This is a genomic window from Actinomyces sp. HMSC08A09 (genome assembly GCF_001807465.1).
GTDB classification, from domain to species: Bacteria; Actinomycetota; Actinomycetes; order Actinomycetales; family Actinomycetaceae; genus Actinomyces; species Actinomyces oris.
Genome location: NZ_KV789133.1, coordinates 57590 through 76799 on the forward strand (window position 1 = coordinate 57590; position 19210 = coordinate 76799).

Annotated in this window: 16 protein-coding genes; 12 read left to right on the top strand and 4 right to left on the bottom strand. The window is 70.4% G+C overall.

What is annotated here, in order from left to right; translation table 11 throughout:
- Positions 1 to 295: 295 nt before the first annotated feature.
- The gene (locus HMPREF3165_RS08550) at positions 296 to 2248 is read left to right on the top strand and encodes a DAK2 domain-containing protein (RefSeq protein WP_070512478.1); all 1953 of its coding nucleotides are present in this window, start codon (positions 296 to 298) and stop codon (positions 2246 to 2248) included.
- 164 nt (positions 2249 to 2412) lie between these two features.
- Entirely contained in the window at positions 2413 to 4671 is a 2259-nt protein-coding gene (locus tag HMPREF3165_RS08555; protein ID WP_070512704.1) for an ATP-dependent DNA helicase RecG, read from the top strand.
- 34 nt (positions 4672 to 4705) lie between these two features.
- On the opposite strand, the gene rsmD is transcribed toward HMPREF3165_RS08555, so the two are convergent.
- Both rsmD and HMPREF3165_RS08565 read right to left on the bottom strand, forming a co-directional pair.
- On the bottom strand, positions 4706 to 5266 hold the full coding sequence (gene rsmD / locus HMPREF3165_RS08560) for a 16S rRNA (guanine(966)-N(2))-methyltransferase RsmD (protein ID WP_083303262.1): 561 nt from the start codon (positions 5264 to 5266) through the stop codon (positions 4706 to 4708).
- Positions 5267 to 5316: 50 nt separating this feature from the next.
- Complete coding sequence (locus HMPREF3165_RS08565) at positions 5317 to 5985, bottom strand: class II aldolase/adducin family protein (protein ID WP_004565191.1); 669 nt, start codon at positions 5983 to 5985, stop codon at positions 5317 to 5319.
- 208 nt (positions 5986 to 6193) lie between these two features.
- Here HMPREF3165_RS08565 and HMPREF3165_RS08570 point away from each other — a divergent pair, with 208 nt between their 5' ends.
- From HMPREF3165_RS08570 to fucP, 4 genes are all read left to right on the top strand, one after another.
- Entirely contained in the window at positions 6194 to 7969 is a 1776-nt protein-coding gene (locus tag HMPREF3165_RS08570; RefSeq protein ID WP_004565190.1) for an L-fucose isomerase, read from the top strand.
- Positions 7970 to 7981: 12 nt separating this feature from the next.
- Complete coding sequence (locus HMPREF3165_RS08575) at positions 7982 to 9451, top strand: rhamnulokinase (RefSeq protein WP_004565189.1); 1470 nt, start codon at positions 7982 to 7984, stop codon at positions 9449 to 9451.
- 64 nt (positions 9452 to 9515) lie between these two features.
- Positions 9516 to 9944 carry an RbsD/FucU family protein gene (locus tag HMPREF3165_RS08580; RefSeq protein ID WP_003781586.1) on the top strand — a complete coding sequence of 143 codons (429 nt, stop codon included), beginning with the start codon at positions 9516 to 9518 and terminating at the stop codon, positions 9942 to 9944.
- Positions 9944 to 11290, top strand: coding sequence for an L-fucose:H+ symporter permease (fucP, locus tag HMPREF3165_RS08585; RefSeq protein WP_020991589.1), 1347 nt, complete (start codon positions 9944 to 9946; stop codon positions 11288 to 11290). The genes HMPREF3165_RS08580 and fucP overlap by 1 nt, the downstream gene beginning before the upstream one ends.
- Positions 11291 to 11402: 112 nt before the next feature.
- Here the strand turns inward: fucP and HMPREF3165_RS08590 are convergent, their stop codons facing one another.
- Positions 11403 to 12410, bottom strand: a complete 1008-nt coding sequence (locus HMPREF3165_RS08590; RefSeq protein ID WP_004565187.1) for a LacI family DNA-binding transcriptional regulator — start codon at positions 12408 to 12410, stop codon at positions 11403 to 11405.
- A 114-nt stretch (positions 12411 to 12524) separates the two neighbouring features.
- On the opposite strand from HMPREF3165_RS08590, the gene coaD reads away from it, so the two are divergent.
- From coaD to HMPREF3165_RS08620, 6 genes are all read left to right on the top strand, one after another.
- A complete protein-coding gene (coaD, locus tag HMPREF3165_RS08595; RefSeq protein ID WP_004565186.1) occupies positions 12525 to 13112 on the top strand; it encodes a pantetheine-phosphate adenylyltransferase in 588 nt (195 codons plus the stop codon).
- Complete coding sequence (locus HMPREF3165_RS08600) at positions 13109 to 13660, top strand: ATP synthase subunit B family protein (RefSeq protein ID WP_009406330.1); 552 nt, start codon at positions 13109 to 13111, stop codon at positions 13658 to 13660. Before coaD ends, HMPREF3165_RS08600 begins: the two co-directional genes overlap by 4 nt.
- Before the next feature lie 188 nt (positions 13661 to 13848).
- Positions 13849 to 14439: a YceD family protein gene (locus HMPREF3165_RS08605; RefSeq protein ID WP_004565184.1), complete on the top strand. Its 591-nt coding sequence runs from the start codon at positions 13849 to 13851 to the stop codon at positions 14437 to 14439.
- On the top strand, positions 14439 to 15233 hold the full coding sequence (rnc, locus tag HMPREF3165_RS08610) for a ribonuclease III (protein ID WP_004565183.1): 795 nt from the start codon (positions 14439 to 14441) through the stop codon (positions 15231 to 15233). Before HMPREF3165_RS08605 ends, rnc begins: the two co-directional genes overlap by 1 nt.
- Positions 15233 to 16309, top strand: coding sequence for a bifunctional DNA-formamidopyrimidine glycosylase/DNA-(apurinic or apyrimidinic site) lyase (mutM, locus tag HMPREF3165_RS08615; protein WP_004565182.1), 1077 nt, complete (start codon positions 15233 to 15235; stop codon positions 16307 to 16309). Before rnc ends, mutM begins: the two co-directional genes overlap by 1 nt.
- A gap of 90 nt (positions 16310 to 16399) precedes the next feature.
- Complete coding sequence (locus HMPREF3165_RS08620) at positions 16400 to 17059, top strand: response regulator (protein WP_020991587.1); 660 nt, start codon at positions 16400 to 16402, stop codon at positions 17057 to 17059.
- 47 nt (positions 17060 to 17106) lie between these two features.
- Here the strand turns inward: HMPREF3165_RS08620 and HMPREF3165_RS08625 are convergent, their stop codons facing one another.
- Positions 17107 to 19200 carry a GAF domain-containing sensor histidine kinase gene (locus HMPREF3165_RS08625; protein ID WP_004565180.1) on the bottom strand — a complete coding sequence of 698 codons (2094 nt, stop codon included), beginning with the start codon at positions 19198 to 19200 and terminating at the stop codon, positions 17107 to 17109.
- Positions 19201 to 19210: the final 10 nt, after the last annotated feature.

Here is a 19210-nt window from a genome sequence, read left to right on the forward strand (position 1 = left end):
AACGTGTGTCTCAGGTGGGTGTGGTGGTAGCGGCCTGACCAGCGTGCCGGTGGCCTGAGTGCCCTTTCGGCTCTGCGTCGCTGAGAGCACGGTCCTTGTCCGTGCGCCTCGCTCCGGTGGGAGGAATGTGCCTGGGACGGTACTCTGAAACCACATATCAAACCAAAGGCTCGGCCCAGCCATGAACCAGGCTCGCTGAACGCCTGCACATATGCAGATCATGCAATGGAACAGAAGGTGTTCACAGCGTGACACAGATGGTGCTGGTCGTAGCCAGGATCCAGGGGAGGCGAAGATGGCGCAGTCTCAAGGACATCGCCCCGTTACCCCTGTCTCAGGGACCCATGTGCTGCAGGGGGCCGCAGTACGCCGCTGGATCGCGCTGGCGGAGATCGTTGCCGACCAGACCCGGGACCTGGTGGATGTCCTCAATGTCTTCCCCGTGCCGGACGCGGATACCGGAACCAACGTCCTGCTCACCCTGCGCTCGGCCTCCGACGCCCTCCACCGACTGGGGCGGGCCGCTGACGCCGCCCAGGTGGCCCGCGCTGCAGCCGACGGCGCCGTCCGGGGAGCCCGAGGGAACTCGGGTCTTCTGATCTCCCAGGCCCTGGCCGCCTTCGCAGACGTCTGCGCCGAGGCCCCTGACCCCACCGGCCTGCGTCCCGTCGAGCTTGTCCACGTCTACGAGGCCATGGCGGACACCACCTGGGCCGCGGTCTCACGCCCGGTCTCGGGGACCCTGCTGTCAGTCGCCCGGGACGCGGCCACGGCGGCCCGCTCCGCCCTGGAGGAGGCGACGGCGAGCTCGCCCGCCACCCTGAGCCTCATCGCCTCCGCCGCCGCCTTCGGCGCCCAGGAGTCCGTTGTGGAGACCTCCGGCCTCGGACACGGCCCGGTGGATGCCGGGGGAGCGGCCTTCATGCTGCTGCTGACCTGTCTGTCGGACACCATCGACGCGATGCAGGACGCCGGCCGCGGGGCGACTGAGGCCCCAGAGCTGCGCCAGGGCCACGAGGACGCCGACGAGCACGCCCCCTACACCGCCGTCGCCCGCCAGATGCTCACCGATCTGGCCGCCGGCGGGGTTCCGCACAGCGTCGGTCCCGAGCCCTTGGGCATGTCCACCGGCGAGTTCGAGGTGATGTACCTGCTGGAGGCGACCGCGGTCCAGGCCGGTCAGCTGCGTCGGGATCTGGAGAGCATCGGCGACTCCGTGGGCGTCGTCGGCACCCCGGACGCCCTGGGGGTGGGCCTCTACCAGGTCCACGTCCACACCGACACCCCGCGTGCCGCACTGCCGCACGCGGGCCGTGCCCGGCAGATCTGCATCCACCACCTCCACCCCACAGCCCTGGTGAGCCCCACGGACGAGCCGCCCTCTCCGTGGGAGGCGTTCGACTCCGACCCCACGGGGCACGTGGTCTCCTTCGAGCGTCTGGCTGCGCGCCGGGCCGAGCGCAAGGCGCAGTCGGTGCGCATGCACCCCTCCCAGGCGGCCGCTCCCCGTCCCGCACCGGCGCAGGCCCCGCATCTGGCCGTGCGCTCACGGCAGTCCGGTGTCGGTGTCATCGCCTGCACCCGGGCTCCCGGGCTCATCGAGCAGCTCGCCCGCTCCGACGCCGCCGTCGTCCTCAACCCGGACCGGGAGGGGATCGCCCGTGCCGCAGCGGACCTGGGGTCCTCCCAGGTCATCGTGCTGCCCTGTGACGCCGCCTGCACCGAGGCGGCCCACGACGCCGCCCGCTTCCTGGCGGCCCGCTCCGCCGTCTCCACCGTCCGCCCTCCGGTGGGTACCACCCGCAAGACGGGCGCCGCTCGAGAGACAGCCCGCGCCGGGGTGTCCTCGGAGCGTTATGAGGCCGAGGGCATTCAACTCCTCGTATGCGACACCGACGACGAGGCCCGGGTCCTGGCCGCCGCGGTGGCCCTTGCCGGCAGGGGCGAGGAGGCAGAGCTGGCCGAGCTGGCCCGCCGCGCCTGGAGCGCCGCCGCGGGGTTGCGCACCATCGCCCTCAACGGAGCCCAGGCCGACGGTGAGGCCGTGGCTCGCGCCGTGGCCTCGGCGCTGCGGCCCTCCGATGAGCTGCTCACCGTCATCACCGGCCGCAATGCCGGCCGCGACGTCGGTGCCCTGGCCGCCAGCGCGGCGGTGGGGGCCCGGGGGCACGTGGTCGGCGAGGATGTGGAGGTCGCTGTCCATGCCGGCGGCCAGGAGCACCCCGACGTCCTCATCGCCATCGAGTAGCCCTCTCTGCGCGCTGCCATATCTCGAGGTGCCCGCATATGCAAGCGCCTCGGGTCATGAAGGGCTCCCAGGCTTCTTCGTCATAGGGTGGGGCCGTGTCCGGCTCGTCTGATCGCTCACCCTGCACGCCCCGTCCTGGCAGCGTCGGCCTGCTCGAGCGTCCCGTGACCCGGCTCGTGGGCAAGCGCACGGCCGCACAGCTCGCCAAGCAGGGGGTGGAGACCGGGGCGGATCTGCTGCGCCTGCTGCCCCGGCGCTACGACACCTGGGGGGAGCTGACCGATATGCGCACCCTCGTCGAGGGTGAGCAAGCCACCATCCAGGCCCAGGTCGTGCGCGCCTCCTCCCGGCGCACCCGCTCCGGACGGGTCCCGGCCCTTATGGAGGCCACCGTCACCGACGGCGCCTCCACCATGGACCTCGTCCAGTTCGGTGCGGCCGGCCAGATGCGCGCCCGAGCCGCCCAGCTGGCCCCCGGAACCACCGTCCTGCTCAGCGGCAAGGTGGGACTCCACCGTGGACGCAAGCAGCTGTCCAACCCGCGCCTGTACGTCCTCGACGAGCTCGATGAGGACGAGCGCGCGGCCCTGCTGGCCCGACCCATGCCCATCTACCCCGGCACGGAGGCCCTCCCGTCCTGGCTGGTGGCCAAGGCGGTGCGCAGCGTCCTGGACCAGCTGGAGCCGGGCGACGTCGCCGACCCCCTCCCCGAGGAGCTGCGGCGCGAGGCGGAGCTGGTCGACGCCTACACCGCCTACCGCTGGGTGCACCGGCCCGAGGACTCCGGGCAGTGGAAAGCCGCCCGGAAACGGCTGCGCCACGAGGAGGCCCTCATCCTGCAGGTCGCCCTGGCCCAGCGTCGAGCCCATCATGAGGCGACATGCACCGCGGTCGCCTGGCCCGTACCGGAGGCGGAGGGCTCCCTGAGAGCGGACCTCGACGCCCGCCTGCCCTACGACCTGACCGCCGGGCAGAAGCGGGTCGGTGAGGAGATCTCCGCCGACCTGGCCCGCACCGTTCCCATGCAACGCCTTCTTCAGGGCGACGTGGGAAGTGGAAAGACCCTCGTGGCCCTGCGCGCCATGCTCCAGGTGGTCGGAGGCGGCGGGCAGGCCGCCCTCCTGGCCCCCACCGAGGTCCTCGCCGCCCAGCACCACTCCTCACTGGAGGCGGTCCTGGGGCCCATGGCCCGCCTCGGGATGCTTGGCGGCGCCGAACGCGCCACCCGCGTCCACCTGCTGACCGGCTCCACCCCCGCCGCTCAGCGCCGTCGGATCCTCACTGAGCTGGCCGCCGGTGAGCCGGCGATCGTCGTGGGGACCCACGCCCTGCTGTCCGACACGGTGCAGATCCCCTTCCTCGGCCTGGTCGTCGTCGACGAGCAGCACCGCTTCGGCGTCGCCCAGCGCGACGCCCTGCGCGAGCGCGGCGGTCTGACCGACCCGGCCACCGGACAGACCCACACGCCCCACCTCCTGGTCATGACCGCCACCCCGATTCCGCGCACCATCGCCATGACGGTCTTCGGAGACCTGGCCACCTCCGTCCTGGACGAGCTGCCCGCCGGGCGCAGCGCCGTACCCACCCACCTCGTCCCGTGGTCGCGCACCTCCTGGGTGGAGGGCATCTGGCGGCGTGCCGCCAAGGAGGTCGCCTCCGGGGGGCGGGTCTACGTCGTGTGCCCACGGATCGAGGTCGACGACGAGCCCCGGCAGGCGCCGATGGACGGCGCGGCGGCTGTCGAGACCGATGACGGGCCGAAGCAGGAGGCGCTCGCGGAGGAGGGGGACGGCTCGCATCCCGACCGCCCGCTGGCCGCCGTCGAGGACTGGAGGCAGCGACTGGCCGGCGAGCCCGCTCTGGGGGGCATCGGCGTCGGGGTTCTCACTGGACGCATGAGTGGTGAGGACAAGGCGGCCGCCATGGCCGACTTCGCCTCGGGCAACACCCCGGTCCTGGTGTCCACCACTGTCATCGAGGTGGGGGTGGACGTACCCGAGGCCTCCATGATGGTCATCCTGGACGCCGAGCGCTTCGGACTGTCCCAGCTCCACCAGCTGCGCGGGCGGGTCGGGCGTGGCAGCAGGCCGTCCCTGTGCGTGGCGGTCACCGGTGCACAGGTCGGCTCCATCGCCTTCCACCGGCTCAAGGCCTTCGCCTCCACTACGGACGGATTCGCGCTGGCCGAGGCCGACCTCGAGCTGCGCAGCGAAGGTGACGTCCTGGGGGCCTCGCAGTCGGGGCGCACCTCCGGGCTGGACCTGCTGCGCGTGACCCGCGATGCCCGCCTCATTGCCACCGCGAGGCGTCAGGCCGAGCGGATCGTGGCCGCCGATCCTCAGCTGAGCGACCACCGGGCCCTGGCCGCAGCGATCGTCGAGCGCCTCGATGAGGAGTCCCAGGCCTTCCTCGAAAGAGCTTGAGGCACCAGGGTGAGGGTCGAGGAGTGTCCCCGGCTCAGGCCGGTTCGGCGAACCAGACCGTGGTCTCGCCGTACCGCTTGTCCGCGAAGCGCTCCAGCCCCGCCGGCCAGGTGGGTTCCGGTGAGCGCGTCGAGCGCTCGACGACGACGACGGCGCGCGGCGCCAGCCATGGATCCTCGCTGCGGACCAGGGCAGTGAGGATCGCGGTGAGCTCCTCCTCGCTCAGCTCGTAGGGAGGATCGATCAGTACCAGGTCCGCCGGAGCGCCCGCCGGGCCGGCCAGGAAGGCGGCCGCCTTCGCGGTCACCGCCGATACCCCACTCAGGCCCAGTGAGTGGATGTTGCGTCGGCAGGTCTGCGACGCACCGCGCGAGGAGTCCACGAGCGTGACCTCGTCGGCTCCCCGGCTCGCGGCCTCCAGGCCCAGGGCCCCCGAGCCTGCGCACAGGTCCAGCACCCGAGCGTCGTCGAGCACCCCGTAGTGGTCGAGGCGGGCGAAAAGAGCCTCGCGGACGCGCTCGGAGGTGGGGCGCGTCCCGGACCGGGGCACCTCGATCCTGCGTCCGCCCACGGTTCCGGCCACGATCCTCGTCATGGGGAAGACCCTACCCGGCCGGCAGGCCGCGTCCCCTGTGGCCGCGGCGCTCAGCCCTCCTCGGCCGGGGCGTGCTGACCGTAGCCGGTGTCCCGGATCTTGCACGCGACCGCCTCGATCTGCTCGTCGGTGAGGATCTTGGGGGTGCCGACGGCGAGCGTGCGCAGATAGAGCTCGCAGACCCACTCCAGCTCCTGGGCCAGGACGTAGGTGGAGGCCAGGTCCGGGCCGGTCACCACGGATCCGTGGTTGCTCATGAGGGCCGCGGTGCGTCCCTTGAGGGCCTTGGCGACATTGGCGGCCAGCTCGGGGGAACCGTAGATGGCGTAGTCGGCCACCCGCACGTCGCTGCCGCCGAACATGCAGATGTAGTAGTGCACGGCCGGGAGCGCGCTCACGCCCTCGAGGCTGGCCACGGTAGTGGCCGCATAGGAGTGGGTGTGCACGACCGACATCTGTCCGGTCGCCCGCAGCGCGGTCAGGTGCAGGTCCAGCTCGCTGGCGGGCTTGAGCGGCCCCTCGACCTGCTTGCCGGTGGCGTACTCGACCACGGCGACCAGGTCGGGGCGCATCTCCTGGTAGGGCAGCCCCGAGGGGGTGATGGCGACCAGGTCCCCCTCCCGAACGGACAAGTTACCGGCGGTGCCGACGACCAGGCCGTCGTCGGACAAGTGGGAGCAGGCATCGGCGATCTGCTGTCGAGCGTCGTTGAGAAGCATGATGGGCTCTTTCCCCGGGGCGTACCGCTGCGCGCCCCGTTGCGTCAGAAGTGGTACCGAGGCATCGTCTCATGTTGGCGCTCTCATGTCTACGATTTCGCGTTTCTGTTTTCATGCTTGACATGACCGTTCGGTCAGGGGCATCATATGTTTGCGCTCACATTGATGTGGGTCCTGGTCATCGTCGCCCAGTGAAAGGAAACTTGCCATGTCCGCTGCGTCCTACCCCGCCATCGGAATCCGTCCCCTCATTGACGGACGTCGTCGTGGCGTGAGGGAGTCCCTCGAGGACAAGACCGCTCAGCTGGCCAAGGATGTCGCCGAGCTCATCTCCTCGCGCCTGACTTACCCCGACGGCAGCCCGGTGCGCTGCGTGGTCTCCGAGACCGCGATCGGTGGCGTGGCCGAGGCCAACCGCTGCAAGGAGCAGTTCCGCACCGAGAACGTGTGTGCCGACCTGACCGTCACCGCCTCCTGGAACTACATCACCGAGGTCCTTGACCTCGACCCCTCCATCCCGCACGCCATCTGGGGCTTCAACGGCACTGAGCGCCCCGGGGCCGTGACCCTGGCCGCCGCGGCCGCCGCTTACAACATGCTGGGCATCCCCTGCTTCGGCATCTACGGTCACGACGTGCAGGACGCCGACGACTCGGGCCTGACCGACGACGTCGTCGAGAACATCCTGCGCTACGTGCGCGCCGCCCTGGGGGTCGGCCTCATGAAGGGGCGCAGCTACCTCTCGATCGGGACCGTCTCCATGGGGATCGCGGGCTGCCGCGTCCCTGAGCAGTTCTTCGTCGACTACCTGGGTATGCGCGCCGAGTACATCGACATGATCGAGATCGACCGCCGTATCGCGCACGGCATCTACGACCACCAGGAGTACGAGACCGCCCTGGCCTGGGCCCGGGAGCACCTCACCATCGGGGAGAACCGCAACCCCGAGGCCAACCGCTTCACCCAGGAGGAGTACGACGAGCAGTTCGACTACTGCATCAAGATGCTCCTCATCGGCCGCGACCTCATGGAGGGCAACCCCGCCCTGGCCGAGTTGGGCTTCGTCGAGGAGGCCGAGGGCCACGACGCCATCGCGGCGGGCTTCCAGGGGCAGCGTCAGTGGACGGACTACAAGCCCAACGGCGACATCCTCGAGACCTTCCTCAACACCACCTTCGACTGGAACGGCAAGCGGCCCGAGAAGGTCTTCGCCACGGAGGGCGACGCCGGCAACGCCGTGGCCATGCTCTTCAACTCCGTCCTGACCCACCGTCCCCAGCTCTTCAGCGATGTGCGCACCTACTGGAGCCCCGAGGCCGTTGAGCGGGTCACCGGTTACAAGCTCGAGGGACGCGCCGAGAACGGCTTCATCGACCTGCGCAACTCCGGGGCCACCACGCTCAACGCCACCGGTGAGGAGAAGGACGCCGAGGGCAACCCCATCATCAAGCACTGGTGGGAGATCACCGAGGCGGACATCGAGGCGGATCTGAAGGCCTCCACCTTCCACGCCGCCACCCGCGAGTACTTCCCCGGAGGCGGCTTCTCCACGCATTTCACCACCGCCGGCGGCATGCCCGTCACCGCGACCCGCCTGAACTTCGTGGCCGGCCAGGGACCGGTCCTCCAGATCTCCGAGGGCTGGACCGTGGAGCTGCCCGACGACGTGCGCGACCAGATCGTTAACCGCACCGACCCGACCTGGCCGACGACCTTCTTCGTCCCGCGCCTGACCGGCCAGGGCGCCTTCACCTCCGTCTACGACTGGATGGCCAACTGGGGCGCCAACCACACGGCCACCGGCTACGGGCACTTCGGCGCCGACCTCATCACCCTGGCCTCGATGCTGCGCATCCCCGTCTACATGCACAACGTCGAGCGCGAGAGGATCCTGCGCCCCAAGGCCTGGGTGCCCTTCGGTACCGCCGAGCCCGAGAGCGCCGACTTCCGGGCCTGCGCCACTTTCGGTCCTCTCTACCGCTGACGGGTCGCCGCCATGACGAGCACCGACGAGCACCACGCCCTTGCCCTCGACCTCGGCTCCAGCTCCGTGCGAGCGGTCCTGGGGACCTACCGGCAGGGGGTCATCAGCACCGAGGAGGTCTTCCGCCTCCACCACCAGGTGGTGGACGACCACGGCACCCTCACCTGGGATCTCGAGCGCATCATGGATGGTGTTCGTCGGAGCATCGCCATGGCGACGCAGCGCCTGGGGCGGGTCCCCGACTCCATCGGCATCGACACCTGGGGGGTCGACTACGGCCTGCTCGACGCCCACGGAGAGCTGCTGCGCGCCCCTCGTGCCTACCGGGACCGGCGCATGGCCCGCTGGGCCGTGGACCTGGACCGGGCCCTCCCTGTGGAGGCCGCCTGGCGGGAGACCGGCATCCTGCCCCAGCAGATCAACACGGTCTATCAGCTCTACGCGGACCTGAGGCAGGAGCCCGACCTCATCGATCGGGTGGATCGCTTCCTGCCCCTGCCCGACCTCGTGGCCCACCTGCTCGGAGCCCCCGCGCAGGCGGGGCGGGCGATCGCCTCGACCACCGGGCTCGCCTCACCGGGGGCGCGAGAGTGGTCGGCTCGCGTGCTTCAGGCCACCGGGATTCCTGAGGGGTGGATGCCCCCGCTCGTCGACGACGCCACGGTGGCCGGGACGACCCCGGAGGGGATCACCATCGTGCGTCCCGGCGGGCACGACACCGCCTGCGCCGTCCATGCGCTCGGTCTGGCCGGTGACGAGGTGCGCCTGTTCATCTCCTCGGGATCCTGGAGCCTCATCGGGGCGGCGGTTCCCAGCCCCGTCCTGGACGCAGCGGCGCTGCGGGCCGGACTGACCAACGAGGTGCGCACCGACGGAGGCATCCGGCTGCTGCGCAACCTCACCGGCTTCTGGCTGCTCCAGGAGTGCCAGCGAGCCTGGAACGAGCCCGACACCGGTGCACTGGTCGAGGCGGCGGGAGACTGCGCCTCCATCGGGGTCGTCATCGACCCCGATGATGAGCTCTTCGCCAGTCCCGGCGACATGCCGGCCAAGATCGCCCAGTGGTGCCGCAGTCACTACAAGGTGGCTCCCGAGGGGCCGGCGCAGACGGTCCGGCTCATCCTCGAGTCGCTCGCCTGCGCCCACGCCGCCTACGCCCAGGGGCTGCAGGGCGTCGTCGGCGACCAGCTGGACCCGGCGGCACCGATCCACCTGGTGGGAGGCGGGGCTCGCAACAGCCTCCTGCCGGCCATGACGGCGGCGGCCTGCCACCGCCAGGTCATCGTGGGCACGCCGGAGGCCAGTGCCCTGGGCAACATCCTCGCCCAGCTCGAGGCCGCCGACGTCCTCGACCCGAGTGCTCGCGGTGAGGTGCTGCGCCGCAGCATCGGCTCCGTGGAGGTCGAGGCCTCCGGGACCATCGCCGATCCCGGCGCCTTCGACGCCATGCGGGAACGGCTGGGCAACGCCACCGCCGACTGACCGCCAGGCACGTCGAGCACAACCACACATTGAACTGAACACCCACCACACGAAAGGAGCAACGATGCTCCGCAACATTCCCGCCAACCTGTCACCGGAACTCGTCAAGATCCTGCTCGAGATGGGCCATGGGGATGAGATTCTCCTGGCCGATGCGAACTTCCCCGGGCATCACCTCCACCCCACTACAGTGCGGGCCGACGGCTTGGGGATCCCCGACCTGCTGCGGTCCATCCTCACGCTCATGCCCCTGGACCGCTACAGCAGCTACCAGGTGGCCCTCATGGAGACGGTGGGCGACGACCCTCGGCCTCCGGTGTGGGACGTCTACGAGCAGATCTGGAACGAGGCCGAGAAGGATGCCGGACCGGTGAGCGTCAAGACGATTGAGCGCATGGCCTTCTACGACTACACCCCCAGCGTCTACGCCGTCGTCCTCACCGGGGAGACCGCCCTCTACGGCAATCTCATTCTCAAGAAGGGCGTGCTGTGATGACTGCGATCCGTGAGTCCGTGGCTGAGGAGGCCCCCGTCCGGGAGGGGACGGCCAAGCGGGGGTTCCTGTATCCCGGCATGGTGCTGCCCTTCTGTCTGCTGGTCTCCTGCTTCGCGGCGTGGGGAATGGCTGGAGACATGACCGCACCGCTGGTCAAGGTCTTCCGTTCGGTCTTCTCCATGAACAATGCCCAGTCCTCCTTGGTGCAGTCGGCCTACTATGGGGCTTACTTCTGCCTGGCGATCCCGGCGGCCTTCATCAACAGTCGTCTGGGATACAAGGGAGGGGTCCTCATCGGACTCGGCCTGGCCGCCGCGGGGGGACTTTTGTTCATCCCTGCGTCCCACGTCATGACCTACTCGATGTTCCTGGCCGCGTTATTCACCCTGGCCTCAGGGCTGTCCATTCTGGAGACCAGCGCCAACCCCTTCGTCATGTCGATGGGGCCGGAGCACAATGCCACGCGGCGTCTCAACTTCGCTCAGGCCTTCAACCCCATTGGATCCAACCTTGGGGTGCTGATTGCGACGACGCTCATCCTGCCCTACGTCAATCCCGCGACGGCGGAGCAGCGAGCGTCCATGAGTGAGGCCGAGCTGCTGTCCACCCGCTCCTCCGAGCTGCAGGCCGTCATGGGGCCCTTCGTGGCACTCAGTCTGTTCTACATCGCTCTGGCGGCGTCGATCGCCTTCGTCAAGGTGACCGAAGCGCCTGTGGCCACCTCGGGGCAAACGGCTTCATCGGGTGGACGGCTCGCGCGACTGCTGGGCAATAAGCGCTACAGCTTCGGGGTGGTGGCCCAGTTCTTCAACATTGCGGCTCAGACTTGCATCTGGACCTTTACCCTTCACTACGTCACAGATGCTCTGGGGGTGTCGGACAAGGTCGCCGGATACTGGTTGCAGGCGAGTCTCATCGTCTTCCTGGTCTTCCGTTTTCTCATGGTGGGGCTTATGGGACGATTCGATGCCCGCAAGCTCATGATCGTCATGTGCCTGTTCGGTGTCGGTCTGTCGCTGTTCGCTATGGTGAGTGTCAATATCGCTGGAGCCGTTGCAGTGGCGATGATGTCGGCCAGCATCTCGCTGCTGTTCCCCACCATCTACGGTGAGGCGCTCAAGGGATTGGGGGAGGACACTAAGTTCGGGGCCGCCGGTCTGGTCATGGCCATTATCGGTGGCGCTACGATGCCTCTGGTTCAAGGGTGGATCATGGACCGCACCTCAGCGTCGTTCTCCTATGTGACGGTGGGTGTCTGCCTGAGCATCGTCGCCGCCTACGGGTTCTACACGCTGCGTGCGGACCGCGAGGACGCCGCGACGGTCGCCGTGTCTGGAACCTGAGCGTTCGGTCTCAGCAGGGCGGTGCCGAAGACAACCGCGCCGAAAGACCCTGCTGGTACAGGTGGGGGCTGCCTGGAGCACAGGGAGCCCCCACCCGCACTTCATGACGATGTCACCCGGACGACCGACCGGGCGAGGAGTCTCGAATCACCAGCTGTGGGGTCAGGGTGACCTTGCGAGGGGCGCCACCCTCCATGAGCTCATCGGACAGGCTCAGTGCGGTCCTTCCCAGGGCGTCGAAGTCCTGCGTGACGCTGGACAGGGACGGGGTCGCCCAACGTGCCAGGGGGATGTCATCGAAGCCGACGACGGCGACGTCGTCGGGGATCCTCACGCCGGCGGCGAGCAGCTCATGGCACAACCCCAGGGCGATGTCATCGTTGGCGGCGAAGACGGCGTCGGGCAGACCGCTGTCGAGCAGGCGCCTGGCGACCTTGGCCCCGGCCTCTCCCGTCCAGGCGTCCGTGCCCACCCAGCGGCCGGGAACCCCGGCCTGTGCGCACGCCGCCTGGTAGGCGGCCAGGCGCTCCGAGGCGTCCTGCCAGGACAGGTCCCCGGTGACGTGCAGCAGGCGGTTGCGCCCCTGATCCAGAAGATGCTCCGTGGCCAGCCTGGCTCCCAGGGCCTGGTCGATGGAGACGGTGGCCAGCTCGGAGAACTCGTGCTGCCCCGAGATGATGACCACGACCGGACCGCGGTGGCGCTGGGACGAGAGGATGGTCAGGACGTCGGCGCGCTGGGCCAGGACCACGATGGTCGCCACGCGGTGACCGTGCAGGTGAGCCAGTGCCTGTCGCACGGACTCCGGGTCGCCGCCCTCGGCGGTGGCCAGGACGAAGGTGTCCCCCCGCTCGCGCACCGCCCTGGCGATCGCGGAGAAGGTGGAGGCCATCCCGTGCGACAGCCCGGCCGTCAGCAGGATGCCCACGGCTCCGGAGGATCCCGAGGCCAGTAACCGGGCGGCGAGGTTCGGCTCATAACCCAGCGCCTGAACGGCCGCCAGAACCTTCTGACGTGTCTCGGGACGGACCGACGGGTGGTTGTTGAGTACGCGGGAGACGGTCTGCGCTGAGACTCCGACGGCCTCGGCCACGTCACTGAGGGTCACGCGTGTGGACACAAGGAAAATATAGCAGCGCCGCCCCAGGATCCCGGGGCGCCGCGTTGGCGTGCTGGCGTGGGCGGTGCGGCGCGCGTCCCGCACCGCGGCGGGCCCAGCCAGTAGCGTGACCGTATGAGCCTGGCCGTCTACCCCGGAAGCTTCGATCCCCTCACCCTGGGGCACGTCGACATCGCCGCCCGCGCGACCACGCTCTTCGACGTCGTCGTCATCGGAATCGCCCACAACGCCGCCAAGGCCGGACGCCATCTGCTCGACGCCCACGAACGCCTCCACCTGGCCAGGGAGGCCACCTCCCACCTGCCCGGTGTTGAGGTGGACATCGTCCCCGGGCTCCTGGCCGACTACTGCACTCAGCACGGCGCGAACGCCATCATCAAGGGCCTGCGCAGCGGCAGCGACCTGGACGCCGAGCTGCCCATGGCCCTGCTCAACCGCGACCTGGGGGCGCCCGAAACGGTCTTCCTGCCCGCCTCCGCCGCCTACGCGCACATCTCCTCCTCCCTCGTCAAGGACGTCGCCGGCTATGGCCGGGACGTCTCCGCCCTCGTCCCGCCCGCTGTGGCCCACGCCTTGGCGGTCCGGCTGGCTCAGGCCCCCGGGTCTGCAGCCCACGACGGCGTCGACTCTGGACTCGTCCCGCCCGGGACCCCGCCAAGCCGCTTCGTCGGCGCCGACCACACTCGAGAGGACCTACCGTGACGACCAGCCGCGATGCCGGAGAAGACCTGCTGCGCATCCTCGATGAGCTCGACGAGCTCATCAGCAGCGCCCGATCCATGCCGATGAGCGCCTCGGCGATCGTCAACCGGGAGAACGCCCTGCACCTCATCGACCGGGCTCGTGACGCGGTCCCGAGCGCCGTTCGCCGTGCCGAGAAGATCGTCGCCGATGCCGACGCCGTCCTGGCTGAGGGACGGGCCGAGTCCGAACGGCTCGTCCAGTACGCCCAGGAGGAGTCCGAGCGGCTCGTGGCCGGGGAGAACATCGTGCGCATGGCCAATGACCGGGCCGACAGCATCGTGGCCGCGGCGGAGGACAAGGCCGCCTCCCTGCGTCATGGGGCCGATGAGTACTCCGACCGCACCCTGGCCTCCCTGGAGGCCGAGGTCGCCAAGGTCGCCGAGCAGATCCGCGCCGGCCGCGAGGTCCTGGCCGGCCGCCTGGGCGACGGCGCGGGCCAGCCGGTGGAGATCCAGGAGCCCGTGCGCCGCCGCTCGGGCTGGTCCGTGGACCCCTCCGCCCACTGAACCAGAGGCGCCGCAGCCCCACCGGGTACGCTCGCGCCAGACACCTCGTCCATCACCCCGCCCACCAGCCGCCCAGCACCATGTGCATCACCTGGTACATGACCTGGGCATCACGCGGACATCATGCCGCTGGGGCCCCTCTCGGTCATCGCTGGATGCGGCGCGGTCAACCCGCTGTGGAGGAACCCATGTCAGGACTCGTCGTCGATATCGTCGACCTGCCCCGTGCCACCGGCTCGGTCAAGAACCTGCAGATCCGTACCCCCGCCCCCGCCGACCTGGGCACGGAGGTCATCGGCGTGCCCGAGGGCAGCGACCTCGCCCTCGACGTCACCCTGACCTCCATGGACGACGGCGTCCTGGCGCAGGCCGACGCCGACCTGCACGTCCACGGCGAGTGCGTGCGCTGCCTGCGCGACCTCGATGAGGACCGCAGCGTGAGGATCGACGAGCTCTACCTCTTCCCCGAGGTCATCGAGGCCCAGCGGGCCGAAGGCGATGAGGAGGCAGAGGACCTCCTGGCGGTGGGGGAGACCACCCTGGACCTCGAGCCGGCACTGCGCGACGCCCTGGTGCCCACGCTGCCCTTCCAGCCCCTGTGCCGCCCCGACTGCCCCGGACTGTGCCCCGACTGCGGCAAGCGGCTCGAGGACCTGCCCGCCGACCACCACCACGAGGTCCTTGACCCGCGCTGGTCCGCCCTGGCCGGCCTGCTGGAGACCGAGACCGGTCAGGAGGGCGAGCAGGACGCGCCCACGAGCGGGGAGGAACAGGCCTGATGGCCAAGCGCCGCAGCGCCCCGCCCGCGCGCACCGACACCGAGGCCCTCGTCTACCGCTGGGGGCCGAGCATCGACGCCCACCTGCTCGACCTGGCCCTGACCCACCGCTCCTACGCCCACGAGAACGGCGGCCTGCCCACCAACGAGCGCCTGGAGTTCCTGGGCGACTCCGTCCTGGGCATCATCGTCACCGAGTACCTCTACCGCACCCACCCGGAGGTCCCCGAGGGCCAGCTCGCCAAAATGCGTGCGGCCACCGTCTCCGAGCCGGCCCTGGCCGCCGTCGCCCGCGACCTGGGACTGGGGGAGTTCATCAAGCTCGGCAAGGGCGAGGCGCTCTCGGGCGGGCGGGACAAGGACTCCATCCTGTCCGACACGGTCGAGGCCCTCATCGGCGCCACCTACCTCACCCATGGTCTGGAGGAGACCCGCACTGTCGTCACCCGGCTCGTCTCCCGCTTCCTGGACTCGGCCCGCACCCGCGGCGCGGGCCTGGACTGGAAGACGAGCCTCCAGGAGCTTACCGCCGTCCACCAGCTCGGCAACCCCGCCTACGAGGTCACCGGAACCGGCCCCGATCACCAGCGGGTCTTCACCGCCAGCGCCATCGTTGACGGCGAGGTCCTGGGGCAGGGCACCGGCAGCTCGAAGAAGGTTGCCGAGCATGACGCCGCCGAGGCCGCCTACGCCGCCATCCTGGCCGCCCGGGGCGACGGCGGCCTCAACCTGCCCGGAGTCAACGAGGCCCTGCGCGCTGACCTGCTCACCGGGCAGGGCTCCCAGACGATCTGATGCCAGAGCTGCCCGAGGTCGAGGTGGTGCGCGCCGGTCTCGCCCGGCACGTGGCCGGACGCACCGTCACCCGCGTCGAGGTCCTCGATCCGCGTCCGCTGCGCCGCCAGGACGGGGGAGCGCAGGCCTTCGTCGACCAGCTCACCGGGCGCACCCTGACCGCGGCCGTCCGCCGCGGGAAGTTCCTGTGGTTGCCCCTGGATGACGGACGCGCCCTGTCGGCCCACCTGGGCATGAGCGGCCAGCTGCTCGTGCGCGGCACCACCGCCGCGACCGCTCCTGACGCTGCCCCGGAGTCCCACCGTGCCGCGGCCTTCCTGGCCGATCCGGACACTCTGCCCGGCGGGCGCCCAGCGGACCTGAGTGCTACCGAGCAGCCCCGCTACGTGCGGGACATCTCCACCTCCGCCCACCACCTGCGAGTGCGCCTCCACCTCAGCACCGGCCTCGGCGGCGACAACGGCGCCGATGGTGACGACGGTGCCGGCGCGGCGGTCCTCGACCTGGTCGACCAGCGCATGCTCGGTGGCCTGCACGTCGTCGACCTGACCCCCACCGCTGACGGCGCTCCCGGCGGGATGGGCGACCCGCGGCCGCTGCTGCCCGCCGACGCCACCCATATCGCCCGTGACCTGCTCGACCCGGCCCTGGAGCTGACCGGCCCCACCGGCGTCGTCGCCCGGGTACGCGCCTCGAGGCGCGCCATCAAGACCCAGCTGCTCGACCAGGGACTCGTCTCGGGCATCGGCAACATCTACGCCGACGAGGGCCTGTGGGAGGCCGGGGTGCACGGCCTGCGCCCGGGAACCGGTCTCGGCCCACGGGTGGTGGCACGGATCCTCGAGTCCACCGCCGAGGTCATGCGCCGGGCCCTTGAGGTCGGTGGCACGAGCTTCGACGCCCTCTACGTCGATGTCGAGGGTGCCGCCGGGTTCTTCGCCCGCGAGCTGGGCGCCTACGGGCGCCAAGGACTGGAGTGCCGCCGCTGCAAGGCCACCATGGTGCGTGAGACTCTGGGAGGGCGTTCTCACACCTACTGTCCCCGTTGCCAGACCCGTCCGCGCCGGCACCGCTAGGCGCCGCCAGTGCTCGCAGGCAGCCTCCACGACAGCATCACCGCGGAGCTGCCAGGGTTGTGACGTAGGTTTCCATACCCTGGTAATGTCATGAGTATGGCACACACCCCATCGTCGGAGATCGTCCGCGTCATGATCGTGGACGACCACGAGATCGTCCGTCGCGGCATCGCCGAGATCATTGACCGCGCTGATGGGCTCGACGTCGTCGCCGAGGCGGGATCCCGGGCCGAGGCGGTGCGTCGGGCCGAGCTGGTCCGCCCCGATGTCATCCTCGTCGACCTCCAGCTGCCCGACGGCACCGGCATCGAGCTCATGCAGGAGCTGAGGGACTCCGTGCCCCAGGCCCTGCCGATCGTGCTGACCTCCTTCGACGACGACGAGGCCCTGGCCGAGGCCCTGGCGGCAGGTGCCCGGGCCTACCTGCTCAAGACGGTCCACGGTGCCGAGATCAGCGACGTTGTGCGGGCCGTCGCCTCCGGGCGCGTCCTGCTCGACGAGCGCACCGTGACGCGCCGCCGGGCGGACCACGACGACCCCACCGCCGACCTGACCAACGCCGAGCGCAAGGTCCTCGACCTCATCGGCGACGGCCTGTCCAACCGGGAGATCGGTGAGCGGCTCGGAGTCGCCGAGAAGACGGTCAAGAACCACATCACCTCCCTGCTGGCCAAGATGGGTCTGCAGCGACGCACCCAGGTCGCCGCCTGGGTCGCCGGTCAGCGGGCCTCAGGCTGGCGCAACAGCTGACGGGTCCTTCTGCGCGCTGAGCCCGCCACTGAGGGGCGCACGTGGGCTCAGCGCACCCGGCCGCCCCCGTCCAGGGGTACTCGCCAGGTGAAGCAGGTGCCGCGCCGCTCGCCGTCGGAGCGGGCCCGTGGACCAATGACGAAGCTGCCGCCGTGGCGGCGGGCCCGCTCGGCCATGTTGGCCGTCCCCGAACGGCGCGTCACTGAGGGATTCACCCCGACGCCGTCGTCACGGCAGACGATCTCCACCACCGGGCTGCCCCGGAAGGGCTCGGCGTCTCCCGAGGCGTGACCCTCGTCGTCGCCGGGGCCGCAGCACTGCTCCGAGCCCGGCTGCACCCCCTCGATCTTGACGTCCACCGTCACCGAGGAGGCGTGGGCGTGACGGGCCACGTTGCTCAGTCCCTCACGCACGACGGCGACCATGTCGTCGGCAATATCCGGTGCCACGGCGGCGTCGACCGAGGCGATGAGCCGGTCCTCCTCGTCGCGGTCCACCTGGGCCAGACCCCGGCCGTCGACGCTCAGCAGCAGCGAGGGGGCGTAGCCCAGGGCGTTGCGGGCCAGGGAGGCCTCGCGCCGCAGCCGCTCGATCACCCCGACCTCCTCATCGCGATCGCGCAGGGAACGCACGATGGAGCGGATCTGGCCCACGGAGTCGTCCACCGCCTCCAGGGCGGTGCTCAGCACGGAGCACACCGCATCCAGGTCCGCCTGCGCGCTGGAGGCCAGCCGTTCCCGGGCCGCGGAGATCTGCATCCCGGTGGCGAAGAGCTGCTGGATGGCCAGGTCGTGCAGGTCTCGGCCGATCCGGGCCCGCTCATCGAGCAGCGTGGCCATCTCCTCGGCGTGCTGGGCGTCGGCCAGCTCGAAGGCCATGGTGGCCTGTCCCGCCACGAGCTCGGCGATCTCCAGGTCCTGGGCGGTGAAGGGTGCCGCGCCGGGGGAGCGCAGCAGCAGCATCACCCCCACGCCCCGCCCCCGGTGGATCATGGGGGCGTAGAGGGCCGGCCCGAACTGGGCCAGCTGGGGGACCATCAGGTCGCCGTCGCCCCAGGCGTCCTCCAGGGAGTCCACGACCAGGCCGGTCTGATGGGCCAGGGTGGTCAGGGCCCGACCCTCGGGCGGGAAGAAGGTGCCGATCAGCTCCCTGGCGTGCTCGCCGTCGGCGATCTCGCAGATCCAGCGCTCCCCGATGCTGGGCAGGATGAGGGCGGCCGTGTCGGCGTGAGCGACCTGGCGGACACGGTGGGCGATGAGCGTCAGCGCGTCATCCTCCTCGGCGCCCGAGAGCAGTAGCGTCGTCAGCTCCTGGGAGACCACCATCCACTGCTCGCGGTCACGGGCCTCGCGGTACAGGCGGGCGTTCTCCACGGCGACGGCTGCGGCCTGGGCCAGGGTCAGGACGGCGTCGGCGTCCGAGCGGGTGAAGCCCCCCGGCTTGTCACACAGGTAGAGATGTCCGTAGACCTGGCCGTGAAGGCGCAGCGGGGCCGAGAGCAGACTGCCGGTCTCCTCACCCTCGATGGCACCGGTGAAGGCCGATGCCCTGCCCAGGTCGTTGTCGATGACCATCCCGGTGCCCTCGAGCCCGCTGAGCAGGGACTCAGAGGAGGCGTGCGAAGTACCGGCGGTATCGGGGGCGCCGGCCATCTGGGCGAGCTCATCGAGGGTTGCCGTGGGCACCCCGCTGCACAGACCGGTGCCCGAGCTCGCGCCGGAGGGATCGGGCGAGAGGGGGCCGGCCGGGTCAACATCCATGTCCGCGTGGTTGAGCACGGCGATGGTTCCCCACGAGGCACCCGTGATGGAGCAGGCCGACTCCACCAGACGGCGCAGCGCGTCGGGGACCCGCAGGGAGCTGGTCAGGCTCAGGGCCGCCTGGATGAGGGCGACAGTCGCCTCGTCCAGGCTCGGCTGAAGGGCCGACACCCGGCGGCCACGGGTGGAGACCAGCTGGTCGGCGTGGACGGCGTAGGCCAGACGCCCCGCCGCGGCGTTGTCCTCCGAAGAGGTCGCCAGCGCCTCCTCACGTCGCGCCGGGGGGCCGTCGAGCTCCTCCGGGGCGTCCTCGGGCACACCGGGGAAGCCAAGACTCTCGCCGAGAGTGTCTGCTGCGTGCTGCGGGTGGGGTGTCGTCATCGTGCTCAGC